General features: G+C 58.4%; 13 protein-coding genes. 12 read left to right on the top strand and 1 reads right to left on the bottom strand.

The window, feature by feature from the left end; translation table 11 throughout:
• Nucleotides 1–25 precede the first annotated feature (25 nt).
• On the bottom strand, nucleotides 26–292 hold the full coding sequence (locus G5S37_RS23675; protein ID WP_165207323.1) for a hypothetical protein: 267 nt from the start codon (nucleotides 290–292) through the stop codon (nucleotides 26–28).
• A gap of 406 nt (nucleotides 293–698) precedes the next feature.
• Here G5S37_RS23675 and G5S37_RS23670 point away from each other — a divergent pair, with 406 nt between their 5' ends.
• The 12 genes from G5S37_RS23670 to cysT all read left to right on the top strand — a co-directional run bounded on the left by G5S37_RS23670 (nucleotide 699) and on the right by cysT (nucleotide 12379).
• Nucleotides 699–1169 carry a cytochrome c3 family protein gene (locus G5S37_RS23670; protein ID WP_165207320.1) on the top strand — a complete coding sequence of 157 codons (471 nt, stop codon included), beginning with the start codon at nucleotides 699–701 and terminating at the stop codon, nucleotides 1167–1169.
• Entirely contained in the window at nucleotides 1166–2107 is a 942-nt protein-coding gene (locus tag G5S37_RS23665; protein WP_165207318.1) for a 4Fe-4S dicluster domain-containing protein, read from the top strand. The genes G5S37_RS23670 and G5S37_RS23665 overlap by 4 nt, the downstream gene beginning before the upstream one ends.
• Nucleotides 2108–2140: 33 nt before the next feature.
• The gene (dsrP, locus tag G5S37_RS23660; RefSeq protein ID WP_165207316.1) at nucleotides 2141–3451 is read left to right on the top strand and encodes a sulfate reduction electron transfer complex DsrMKJOP subunit DsrP; all 1311 of its coding nucleotides are present in this window, start codon (nucleotides 2141–2143) and stop codon (nucleotides 3449–3451) included.
• Entirely contained in the window at nucleotides 3448–5010 is a 1563-nt protein-coding gene (locus G5S37_RS23655; protein WP_165207314.1) for an FAD-dependent oxidoreductase, read from the top strand. The genes dsrP and G5S37_RS23655 overlap by 4 nt, the downstream gene beginning before the upstream one ends.
• Before the next feature lie 98 nt (nucleotides 5011–5108).
• Nucleotides 5109–6116, top strand: coding sequence for a hypothetical protein (locus tag G5S37_RS23650; RefSeq protein ID WP_165207312.1), 1008 nt, complete (start codon nucleotides 5109–5111; stop codon nucleotides 6114–6116).
• 81 nt (nucleotides 6117–6197) lie between these two features.
• The gene (locus G5S37_RS23645; protein WP_240914701.1) at nucleotides 6198–6794 is read left to right on the top strand and encodes an Rrf2 family transcriptional regulator; all 597 of its coding nucleotides are present in this window, start codon (nucleotides 6198–6200) and stop codon (nucleotides 6792–6794) included.
• 13 nt (nucleotides 6795–6807) lie between these two features.
• Nucleotides 6808–7020 carry a YezD family protein gene (locus G5S37_RS23640; RefSeq protein ID WP_165207310.1) on the top strand — a complete coding sequence of 71 codons (213 nt, stop codon included), beginning with the start codon at nucleotides 6808–6810 and terminating at the stop codon, nucleotides 7018–7020.
• Between the two features lie 360 nt (nucleotides 7021–7380).
• Complete coding sequence (locus G5S37_RS23635; RefSeq protein ID WP_165207308.1) at nucleotides 7381–8580, top strand: porin; 1200 nt, start codon at nucleotides 7381–7383, stop codon at nucleotides 8578–8580.
• Nucleotides 8581–8659: 79 nt separating this feature from the next.
• Nucleotides 8660–9670 (top strand): sulfate ABC transporter substrate-binding protein, encoded by a 1011-nt coding sequence (locus G5S37_RS23630; protein ID WP_165207306.1) that lies wholly within the window; start codon nucleotides 8660–8662, stop codon nucleotides 9668–9670.
• 124 nt (nucleotides 9671–9794) lie between these two features.
• On the top strand, nucleotides 9795–10757 hold the full coding sequence (gene cysK / locus G5S37_RS23625; protein WP_165207304.1) for a cysteine synthase A: 963 nt from the start codon (nucleotides 9795–9797) through the stop codon (nucleotides 10755–10757).
• Between the two features lie 10 nt (nucleotides 10758–10767).
• A complete protein-coding gene (locus G5S37_RS23620) occupies nucleotides 10768–11514 on the top strand; it encodes a M14 family metallocarboxypeptidase (protein WP_165207302.1) in 747 nt (248 codons plus the stop codon).
• 16 nt (nucleotides 11515–11530) lie between these two features.
• On the top strand, nucleotides 11531–12379 hold the full coding sequence (gene cysT, locus G5S37_RS23615) for a sulfate ABC transporter permease subunit CysT (protein ID WP_165207300.1): 849 nt from the start codon (nucleotides 11531–11533) through the stop codon (nucleotides 12377–12379).
• The last annotated feature ends 30 nt before the right edge of the window (nucleotides 12380–12409 follow it).

Below are 12409 nucleotides of genomic sequence, written 5' to 3'. Positions count from 1 at the left end.
CGAGTTTAGATTGGTGTGACGATGTTTAAGGGTGCACGAATTCGGCGGCGTTCGGAGAATCGGTCTCAAAATTGATGGATGTGATATCGACAAACGCCACGCCGGGTTGTGAGCCTATCCACTCATGCATCTCCCGGCTGTGAGCGTAGTCACGCCCATCCACTGCCACCGGCAGCCATTGTTGCCGACGTGGACCTACCATAATCTCAGGTCGCGAAGCCAGAGCTGCCACCGCCTCCTCCGCGAGGCTGTGGTCTTCAGTCAGTGTGATGAGAAGTCCACTGATGGGCATGATAAACCGATGCTCAACGTGATGGTCGTTTCTGATGCCTCCAACTCCGCCGGCGGTGTGCCCATGGAGCTGGCCGAGATGATTCGATGCGCGCTCCGTCTTCCTACATGGTTTTGTTTACACAAACTGATGTACCATGTTATTATCGGAAATTATCAACCCTTGAGCAAGGATAATGATGATCTGGACTCCCAAAAATCCCGCTCGCGTCCCGGTCATCCTATTTTTTGGTATTGTAGTGCTCCTTGGGGGAGGATTTTTGGTGCATCATGTACTCGGTGCTGAAGAAAAACTTGGGTCCACGTCGCAGGTAAAGGAAGATTCCCCGCCTGCAGGGCCTGCATCCACTGCGCTTCATCCTGTAATCATTCGCGAGCCCAGAGGCACGCCCACAGTAAACAGTGGAATGGTAGATGCGCACGGCAAGGCGGTGGGGATCGCGTGTGTGAATTGTCATGCGACAGCCAAGCCCAACCCCCAGATCAATCGGGGTGATCAGCTTCTGAAGTTTCACCAGGGACTTCATTCCGCCCATGGCAGCCTTACGTGTTTGAGTTGCCACAATGCCGCGGACTACGGTTCCCTTCGCCTGGCAGACAGCCGCCGGGTCGAGTTCAAGGATGTGATGCAACTGTGTGGCCAGTGCCATGGGCACCAGCTCGAAAGCTACAAGCACGGCGCCCACGGCGGGATGAATGGCCATTGGGATCTGACGCGCGGCCCACGCACGCGCAACACGTGTACGAACTGTCACGATCCTCATGCACCCAAGTTCCCTCTGGTGCAGCCCATCTTTCCGCCGAGGGACCGGATCTCCGTGCCCCTGCCAGAGCGCCCGGTGCAGAAGACTCACGAATACCTCCCGACGAAACCATGAGCAGCGACAGCAACAGCGGTTGTGGCAAGGAAGATTGCGGATGCGTTTCCCGACGCACCGTGATGAAAGGCGTAGGTGTGACCCTCGGGGCTGCGGCCTTCGCGCGGGCTATTGCGCCACTCACGGAATGGGCGCAGAACATCTCTGCGGATGAGTTTCTACAGAAGCACTACAAGGAGCTGTCGCTGATCGATTTGAAAGTGGTGCTACGGCGACTCGAGAAGGAGACGAAGGAGCACTATGGCGCGGATGTCACTATTTCAGACACGAAGCCGCAGGAGGGTGTGAAGTTTGGCTACGCGCTTAACCTGAGTGTCTGCAACGGTTGCCGGAAGTGCGCTGAGGCGTGTCATCTGGAGAACAATCACGATCGACCCTCTAATCAGTCCTACATCCGCGTCTTCGAGATGCAGAAGGGCAGTATGGACATGGAGCAGGGGAATGCTCACTACGACAAACCTGTGCCGCAGCCGGACAAGTTTTACATGCCGGTGCAGTGTCAGCAATGTGAGCACCCACCCTGTGTGGATGTGTGCCCGGTGGAGGCCACGTGGAAGGAGCCCGATGGCATAGTCGTCGTGGATTACAACTGGTGCATCGGTTGTCGCTATTGCGAGGCGGCCTGTCCTTACCATGCACGACGGTTCAACTGGACCAAGCCGGTGATTCCCAAAGAGGAGATCAATCCCGATCAGGGATACCTGAGCAACCGCATCCGGCCCCAGGGCACGATGGAGAAGTGCACCTTCTGCCTGCACCGCACGCGCAACGGACGCCTGCCAGCCTGCCTGGAGGCCTGCCCCACCGGAGCGCGTGTGTTTGGCAATCTTCTCGATCCCAATTCCGAGATCCGCTGGGTGCTGGAGCACAAGCGCGTCTTTATCCTGAAGGAGGACCTCGGCCTGAAGCCGCAGTTCTTCTACTTCTTCGACAGTTAATTTCGCATCCTCCGTCCTTCGCACAATTCCATCATGAGCGATTCCTCTGAGGCCAGCCCAAGCTCCAGCCGTCCCGCATTCTGGCGGAACTTTGGTCGTTTCCTGGGTAATGCTGCCCTGGAATCGCTCGATGGAGGCAAGCTGTTTTACGTGTGGATGTTCTGCCTCACTGCCGTCTTCCTCGTAGGTGCCAATGCGTGGGCAACGCAGGTGCGTGATGGCATGGCCTTGAGCAATATGAGCGACCACGTGTCGTGGGCACTCTACATTGCGAACTTCACTTTCCTCGTGGGCCTCGCTGCAGGTGGGGTGATGATGGTAATACCTGCGTATCTCTACCACGATGATGAAATGCATGACATCGTGATCATCGGTGAACTGCTGGCCATTGCCGCCATCATCATGAGCCTCATGTTCGTGATTTGCGATCTCGGCCGTCCGGATCGCTTCTGGCATCTGCTTCCGCCGTTTGGCCGCCTTAACTTCCCGGTCTCCATGCTCAGTTGGGACGTCATTGTGCTGAATGGCTATCTTTTCATCAATGTCTACATCTGCGCGTATCTCCTGTACATGCGCTACTTGGGGCTCACACCGGATCCGCGCTGGTATGTTCCATTTGTGTTTCTTTCCATTGTGTGGGCCATCTCCATCCACACAGTCACGGCATTTCTGTATTGCGGTCTCGGTGGACGGCCGTTTTGGAACACTGCCCTGCTCGCGCCGAGGTTTCTCGCGTCGGCATTCGTTTCTGGCCCGGCCTTCATTGTTCTGGCCATTCAGGTGATCCGCCGGGCCGTGGGTCGCCATTTTGGCGATGGTCCGATTCGTACGCTGGTCAATATCATGCGCATCACCATCCTGGTGAATCTGCTCATGGTCATATCGGAGGTATTCACGGAATTCTACACCGGCGGTGCGCATACTTCTTCGGCGCGCTATCTCTATTTTGGCCTGCATGGGCACAATGAATTGGTGCCCTGGATCTGGAGTTCCATTTTCCTGGTGACCACTGCGGCGGTGCTCATGCTCCTGCCCTCAATCTTCACCCGGTCCTGGATGCTGAATCTCGCCTGCGTGCTGGCATTCATCGGTATCTGGATTGAAAAAGGCATGGGGCTCATCATTCCAGGTTTTGTGCCATCCACTCTGCATGAGATCGTGGAGTACCGGCCAAGCGCTATCGAGTGGAAGATCACCGCGGGCATCTGGGCGCTCGGGCTGCTCATCTATACCTTGTTCATCAAAATCGCAGCCGGCATCGTCCTGAACAGGACCAAGATGCATGCCATCCCGGACGAGCCCACTGCCGCCGACGCTTCACCTTCACCTGTACCAAATTCATGAACCGATCTGACATGCTAAAGGCGGCTGCCTCCCGCAAGGAGCCCTGGGACATCATCATCATCGGAGGTGGCGCTACCGGCGTAGGCGTAGCGGTGGATGCTGCCACGCGTGGCTACAGCACGCTGCTCCTGGAACAGCATGACTACGGCAAGGGAACCTCCAGCCGCAGCACCAAGCTGGTCCACGGCGGGGTGCGTTATCTGGAGCAGGGGAATGTGTCCCTGGTGATGGAGGCACTGAAGGAGCGCGGCATCATGCGACAGAATGCGCCGCATCTTGTGAGCGAGCTTCCCTTCATTGTGCCGAGCTACTCCTGGTGGGAGGGACCATTCTATGGCATCGGCCTGAAGCTCTACCAGATGCTCTCCGGGAAGTATGGGTTCGGTCCGTCGAAGATTGTTTCGCGTGAGGAGACGCTGAAGATGCTGCCCAATGTGAACACGGAAGGACTGAGTCGTGGAGTAATCTATTACGATGGGCAGTTCGATGATTCCCGCCTGCTCATCAACATGGTGACCACCGCCATTGAGCAGGGGGCTACGCTGCTAAACTACGCGAAGGTCACCGGGCTGGTCAAAGGCGAGGATGACACGATTGAAAGTGTGACCTGGCAGGATGTGGAAAGTGGTGCGTCCTATACTTCGGGCGCCCAGGTAGTGATCAATGCCACCGGTCCCTTCACCGACGGCGTGCGAAAGCTGGCGGAGCCGGACATCGAGCCGATGATCTCACCGAGTCAGGGGGCTCACATCGTACTGGACCGTTCCTTCCTTCCCGGGGACACCGCCATCATGGTGCCGCATACCAGTGATGGGCGCGTGATGTTCGCCATTCCCTGGCACGGTCACACGCTGGTGGGCACCACAGACATGGCGATTGAAGAAGCCACAGCGGAGCCAGTGCCCATGGATCAGGAGATTGAGTTCATGCTGAGCACGGCGGCCTTGTACCTCGAGAAGAAACCGACCCGGGCAGACATTCTCAGCGCCTTCGCAGGCATCCGTCCTTTGGTGAAAGCAGGAGGTGGGAAAAACACGGCGGCTCTCTCCCGTGACCACACCATCCATATTGATCAAAGCGGCTTACTTACCATCACGGGAGGGAAGTGGACCACGTACCGGAACATGGCACAAGATTGTGTGAACCACGCCGCCACTCTTGGCGACCTGCCAGAGCGGGAGTGCGTGACCAAGTCGCTGAATATCCACGGCTACCATCCGCATTCGGAGAAGTTCGGCTCGCGATCGGTGTACGGCTCGGATGCACCGCTGATCGATGAACTGGTAGCGGGTGATGCGTCCTTAGGGGCGGTGCTGGATGAAGCGCTCCCCTACATCGCTGCGGAAGCAGTCTGGGCAGCTCGTCACGAGTATGCTCGCACAGTGGAGGATGTGCTTTCTCGGCGCACACGTGCTCTCTTCCTCAATGCCAAGGCCGCCGTACGTATGGCTCCCAAGGTGGCGGAATTGCTGGCCAGGGAATTGAGGAAGGATGCGGCGTGGCAATCGAGCCAACTGGAGGCCTTCTCCGTTGTGGCCAAGGGGTACATGGTGCACTAGAACAACGCCAGGGGACCGGGAGTCTGAGTCATCTGGGAGAGGGCAGGAAAGGCGCGGGCAGATTGCCGCGTATTTCCCAGCCCTTTTTCTTTCCCTCGATGAAATCTGTCCTCTCTGCTGTCGCTGCCTCACTCCTGTTGTCTCTTGCACTGGGCGCTGCGGAACCTGCCGCCAAGCCTGCAACGGCGCCCGCTCCCGCACCTGATGCCAAGCCCGTGCTCAAGATCACCCCGGGAAAGGTCATCATCCCTTTCGACCGGATGCAGCGTCCATGGGGTGAGCTCATCAGCCTGGACTTCGCGACGCGCACGGGGAAGTTCCGGCGTGAGAACACGGATGAGGTGGTGAGCTTCACAGTAATGCCTTATGCCGAGTTGCTGCATCATGCCACGCTTGGGGATCTGCAGGACTTCCGCGTGGGGGAGCGCGCCATCTTCCGCCTGCATGAGAATGAGAAGGGTGAGTGGGTGTGGCTTACCTACATCCAGGATGAGATGAACATGATGCATGGCCACAAGGAGTACTTCTATGTGGACACCATCAATGCCGAGAAGAAGCAGTTGACCACGACATGGGCCAATTTCGACAAGAGCTTCGTGCGTGAGAAGGGTGTGGTCATCACGACCGATGCTGAGACGCGCTACTGGAAGGCTGGCCAGCCCGCGTCCTTCGCGGATATCAAGGTGGGGGACAAACTGCGCACCAAGACGCATGGCGTAGGGAAGGGGAAAGTGCGCGTGGCCTGGGAAGTATTCCTGGATGACGAGAGCCTGGCGAAGTTCCAGACCGAACAGAAGGTCGTGCATGCGGAACGCATGAAGAAGGAAGGCGCTCCCGGATATGTAGATGAAGTCGATGGCCCGACCCTGAAGCTCACGCTTTTCAACGAAGGTGGGGATGTAGCAAAGCAACTCAAGGTGGGCAAGACGGTCAAAGTGGCGCCTGCCGGAGTGGACCGGAAACCCTCAGCAGAAGCCGTCGAAGGCAAGGTCACCGAGCTGAAAATGAATGGTAGGCAGCAGGCGGTGACCCTCGAAATGGCTGGCGGCAAGACGCCGGGCGGGTTCCAGCCTGCGGGTCTTTTCCGCCTCTGGATGAACGAGTAAGGCATTGTCCTCGGGAGCAAAGCAGCACCTGCTGCACAATTGTTTTAATTCCTACTTGCCCTATGTAGATTAGAAGGTAGCATGGTCGGCACCACCACCATGAAGCTCACCAAGAAAGGCGAATACGCACTCCGCACCCTCATCCAGCTCGGCATTGCCGAACGTCTCGGGCGTGATGTGGTATCCGTGTCGGACCTTTCCGACAGTGAGAACCTGCCGTACAAGTTCATTGAGAACATCCTGCAGGAGCTGCGCCGCCACGGTTATGTGGAGAGCAAGCGTGGCAAGGAAGGTGGCGCCAGGCTGGCCCGGCCCATGAAGGAAATCACCATCGGTGAAGTGGTGCGCCTCATTGATGGAAGACTTGCTCCCATCGGTTGCGCCAGCGAGACGGACTACTCCCGCTGCACGTGCCCGGATGAGACGCACTGTGGCCTGCGCATGATGATGATTGACGTGCGCAATGCCATCGCTCGCATCCTCGATAAGTACACGCTCGCAGATGTGGTCGCTGTGACTCTCCGCAAGATGGAACGGGATGGCGTGGAAATGCCCTATGCCGTTCCCGAAAAAAATCTCCGCAAGAAAACAAGTACACGCGTGACCAAGCCGAAACGCGTAAAGCACGCAGATCCCCTCGATGGATTCCTTTCCCTCCTCACCAACTCCAGTACCTAATATGATCAGCCCCATGAGCATCCTTAACGAAACAGAAGTCGCTGCCGAACCGTGGCTTGAAATCGTCCGCCGGAAGGTGGGCAATCTCCGCTTCGGATCCGTCCAAATCGTCGTGCACGAAGGCCGTGTCACCCAGGTGGAAAGCACCGAGAAGACCCGCCTCAGCGACGCCGGTTCCGTGAACGGTTCGTCCTCGTCCTACGCAGCGGTGAAGCGCAAAATCTAAAACAGCACGTCTCTTTTATTTTTGCCTTAATTCCTACTTGCCTGATGTAAATTAGATATGTATACACTGGAACAGCGCGGTGAAAGCCGCTGTAGCACCCAGGAGACTGACCGGAGCACCGGAGGTTTCGACAAAGACATCTGTGGGATGGCTCTCTGAGCCACTTCCGCGCGGATCTCTCTGCCGCCTCTGTTCCTCCCCTCAGTCTCTTTTTTTGTTTCCAGATCAGATCCTTTCGCGCCTGCCCCCCCGCAGGTCGAGACCAAGACAAGACAACGATTCATAGCCGCCGGACACCTTCACCCCCGAGGACCGCAGCTCTTCCCACCGACAACAACCACACCACACACCTCATCATCAATGCATCTCAAGAAACATATTGGCCGACGTAACCTCCTGCTCCTCGCAGCAGCGGTGTCCGCTGCAGGCGCCCTTCACGCCGGCGAACCTGTCGTCACCTCCTCTGGCAAATCCGCCAAGGACGTCATCACGACCGAGAAGAAGGAAGAGTCCATCTATGACAAGATTTGGGGACTCGCCACCATCTACAAGAACAAGGACAATCCCGTCCTTCAGGAGTTCAAACTCCGTGGTCGTTACCAGGGCCAGTACCACTGGGTGGATTCCGACCAGGGTAACAGCGATGACTGGGAAGATCGCCGCTCGCGCTTCGGCTTCGATGCGAAGCTCTTCAACCAATTCGAAGTTCGCTTGGACGCACAGAGCTCCGATGAGTTCGACCCGTTCTACAACGGCCTCGTGGATGCCTACGTGAAGTGGAAGCCCTCCGACAGCTTCGCTCTTACCGTGGGTCGCCAGAAGCCGCAGATCGCGTACTACGACTTCCTCCAGTCCACGAACAATCAGCCGACCTTTGAGCGTTCGCAGATCTTCAACCAGCTTCGCGTGGATCGTGTGGTTGGCGCGGTGATCGAAGGCAAGGTGCAAAAGTTCACCTGGCAGGCAGGCGTGTACTCGAATGACATCGACAAGGAGTTCGGTCAGTTCGACGGCGGCATCGCCTTTGGCGCTGGTGTGGGCTACAATCTGAAGGAAGCGCTTGGCACGGACAAGGCAGACCTCCGCTTCGACTGGCTGCACAGCGAGTCCGATGACGAAGGTGCCAACATCCTGGACCGCTACGAAGATCTCTTCACCACCACCTTCTGGGTGAAGGAAGGTCGCTGGAGCCTGGTGACGGAACTCTTCCTCGCCACCGGTGGTGACCCCGGCTGGGACGATGCCTTCGGCTTCTACATCCAGCCCACCTTCGACATCATCAAGGACAAGCTCCAGGCCGTGGGTCGCTACAGCTTCTCCGTGGGCGATGGCAACAACAGCATCCAGGCGCAGAGCCGCTATGAGCGCACAGCTCCGGAAATCACCGGCAGCGGTCGTGGTGAAAACTACAACGCCTTCTACGGCGGCCTTCAGTACTTCATCTACGGAGACAAGCTCAAGCTCATGGCTGGCGCCGAGTACGCCACGCTCGATGGCGGCGGCAACGGCGGCGACTACGACGGCTGGACTGTCCTGACCGGCGTGCGCTTCTCCTTCTAAGACCAATCGCGTTCCAGCAACCAACGCACACAAAAAATCCCCACCCTTTCAGAACCATACCCAAACCATCCATATCATCATGAAAAGCAGAACCTTCCTGAAATCCCTTCTCGCGCTCGCAGGCGCCAGTGTCCTCGGTTCCGAGGCCGCCTCTGCCCAGACTCTGCTCAACGTCTCCTACGACCCCACGCGTGAATTCTACGTGGATTACAATGCCGCCTTCATCAAGCATTGGAAGGAAAAGACCGGCAAGGAAATCACCGTCGATCAGTCGCATGGTGGCTCCGGCAAGCAGGCTCGCTCCGTCATCGACGGTCTCGAAGCTGACGTGGTGACGCTCGCGCTCGCCAACGACGTGACCGCCATCTCTGAGAAGGCTGGACTGCTCCCCGCTGATTGGCAGACCAAGCTGCCGAAGGACTCCGCTCCGTACACCTCCACGATCGTGTTCCTGGTGCGCAAGGGCAATCCCAAGGGCATCAAGGACTGGGATGACCTCACCAAGGAAGGTGTGGCCGTGATCACTCCGAACCCGAAGACCTCCGGCGGCGCCCAGTGGAACTTCCTCGCCGCCTTCGAGTTCGCCAAGCGCAAGTACGGCAGCGAAGACAAGGCGAAGGAATTCGTGGCCAAGCTCTACAAGAATGTGCCGGTGCTCGACTCGGGTGCCCGTGGTTCCACCACCACGTTCGTGCAGCGCGGTCTGGGTGATGTCTTCATCTCCTGGGAGAATGAAGCCTTCCTTGCCCAGAAGGAATTCGGCAAGGACACCTTTGAAATCGTCGTGCCTTCCCTGAGCATCCTCGCGCAGCCCACCGTGGCGCTCGTGGAAAAGAATGCTGCGAAGAAGGGCACCACCGAAGTGGCCAAGGCCTACCTCGAGTACCTCTACTCGGATGAAGGCCAGGACCTCGCTGGCAAGCACTTCTACCGTCCCACTGACGAGAAGGCCGCCGCCAAGTACGCCAGCGTCTTCCCCAAGATTGAGCTCTTCACCATCGACCAGGCGTTCGGTGGCTGGGCCAAGGCTGCGAAGACCCACTTCGCCGAGGGCGGCACCTTCGACCAGATCTACAAGCCCCAGAACTAAGGGGTCCCTTCCAGTAGTCAGTTTTTCAGTAGTTAGCAGGGCCATGGTTGAGTGAAGCGAAAACGGGGCTGCCGCGGGTGCGGCAGCCCCAACTTCCCCCAGAAATATTCCCACACGCAGACTCATGTCATTTCATCCGAACATTGTCGAAGCTGTCGGCGGCACGCCGCTCATCAAGCTGAACCGCATTGCCGCTGGTCTGCCCGGCACCATCGCGCTGAAGGCCGAGTTCAAGAATCCACTGGGTAGTGTGAAGGATCGCATCGGCCGCGCGATGATTGAGGCCGCGGAAGAGTTCGGTCGTCTGAAGCCCGGCACCACCATCATTGAGCCCACCTCGGGCAACACCGGAATTGCGCTGGCGTTTGTCGCCGCCTCTCGTGGATACCGTCTTATTCTTACCATGCCGGAGAGCATGAGCCTGGAGCGCCGCACGCTGCTTGCGTTGCTGGGCGCGGAACTCGTGCTGACTCCTGCTGCACAGGGCATGAAGGGCGCAATTGCCAAGGCGAATGAGCTGCACGCCAGCATCCCGAACTCATGGGTTCCCCAACAGTTTGAAAATCCCGCCAACCCCGAGGTGCATCGCAAGACCACAGCGGAAGAAATCTGGGCGGACTCCTATGGCGCCATCGATGTCTTTGTATCCGCAGTCGGCACGGGTGGCACCATCACCGGCGTGAGCGAGGTCATCAAGGAGCGTAAGCCTTCGCTCAAGTCGATAGCGGTGGAGCCTGCGGCATCGCCGGTCATTTCGCAGACCTTGAAGGGCGAGCCGCTCACTCCTGGACCGCACAAGATTCAGGGCACCGGCGCCGGATTCGTTCCTGGCAATCTCAACACCGCCATCATCGATGAGGTGATTACCGTGTCGAATGAAGACGCCATCGCCACCGCCCAACGCCTGGCCTTGGAAGAAGGCCTGCTCGTGGGCATTTCCACCGGAGCGAATGTCTGGGCCGCATTGCAAGTGGCAGCCCGCGCAGACAGCGAGGGCAAGCTGATTGTCACCGTGGGCTGCAGCACGGGCGAACGCTACCTCTCGACCGCCCTTGCCGATGAAGCCCGACTGAAAACTGCCGCCTAAGTAAGCCAACATGAACTCCGCTCTCAAGCTCTTGCCAGAAGACGCCCGTCTTGAACGCAGCTCCGCGCGCCGTCGCAACGCGCCGGAATCCATCTTCATCCCGAAGATTGTGTGCCCTCCCCGCGAAGGGAAGGCCACGTGGAAGTTCGGCGTCTTCGGTGGCATGCACGGAGATGAGGAGGCCGGCATCCTAGCCTCCCATGAGCTGGCGGACTGGGCGCTGACTTTGCCGGAAGAGTTGCAGGACTTTGAGCTGCACTTCTATCCCGTGTGCAATCCCACCGGCCGTGCGGTGGGTACGCGCCACTCCATGGGCGGCTACGATCTGAATCGCGAGTTCTGGGTGGGCTCTTCGCAACCTGAAGTGGCCTATCTCGAAGGTGAAATTCGCCGTGAATCGTATGACGGCCTCATCTCGCTCCACACGGATGACGAGTCTGCCGGCATCTATGGCTTCGCCAGCGGGGCCTTGCTCAGCCAGCAGATCCTCGAGCCCGCGCTCGACGCCGCCGACAAGATCATCCCGCGCAATCCTTCGCCTTATATCGATGGATTCGCCGCCGAGCGCGGCATCATCACTGAAGGCTACTTCGGTGTGCTGAGCGCTCCTCCGGAGCAGCGTCCGCATGCGCTGGAGATCGTCTTCGAAACTCCCGACTACATCCGCATGGAACTGCAGGTGCAAGCCACCGTCGCCGCCGTGAAAACCATCCTCAGTGAATACCGCCGCCTGCAGGCCTACGCACCGAATCTCTAGTCTTTGCCAATAGCCAATGTCCCGACACCGCCGCCATGTGCTCCCCGGATTCAAGCTCACTCTTGGATTCACACTTCTGTATCTCACCCTGATTGTCCTCATCCCGCTCTCTGCTCTCGTCTGGAAGAGCAGCACGGGTGGATGGGAGGCCTTCTGGAAGACGGCCACGGATGAGCGTGTGCTCGGTTCACTGAAGCTCAGCTTCGGCACGGCGCTTGCTGCGACGCTGGTGAACGGAGTCTTCGGTGTGCTCACGGCGTGGGTGCTGGAGCGGTATCGCTTTCCAGGAAAGCGACTTCTCGATGCCATGGTCGATTTGCCGTTCGCACTGCCGACCGCGGTGGCAGGCATCGCGTTGGTGACGCTCTATTCAATCAATGGGCTTGTTGGAAAGCCGCTGAATGAATTCGCCCTCAAGCTGTTTGAATACGACCTCAGGATCGCTTTCACCCCGAGTGGCATCACCCTGGCGCTCATCTTTGTGGGCTTCCCCTTCGTGGTGCGCACGGTGCAGCCGGTGATTGCGGACCTTTCACTGGAGCCGGAAGAAGCGGCCGCCTGTCTCGGCGCCACCCGCTGGCAGACGCTCACCCGCGTGATCCTGCCCGCCATCTTGCCTTCCACTCTGGCTGGCATGGCTCTCTCCTTCGGACGTGGGGTGGGTGAGTACGGTTCCGTGGTGTTCATCTCAGGGAACCTTCCCTTCAAGACGGAGATTGCGCCGCTGCTCATCGTGACCCGCCTGGAGCAGTATGACTACGCGGGCGCCACCACGATTGGCCTGCTCATGCTCTTCGCTTCATTCGTCATCCTGGTGGTTTCCAATCGATTCATCAATTGGCATGAACGCCGCACCGCCCAGTAGCGCATCCACACGCCTTCCCAAACCTGACCT

The organism is Roseimicrobium sp. ORNL1 (genome assembly GCF_011044495.1).
Lineage (GTDB): Bacteria > Verrucomicrobiota > Verrucomicrobiia > Verrucomicrobiales > Verrucomicrobiaceae > Roseimicrobium.
This window is presented reverse-complemented; position numbering and strand designations above follow the sequence as displayed.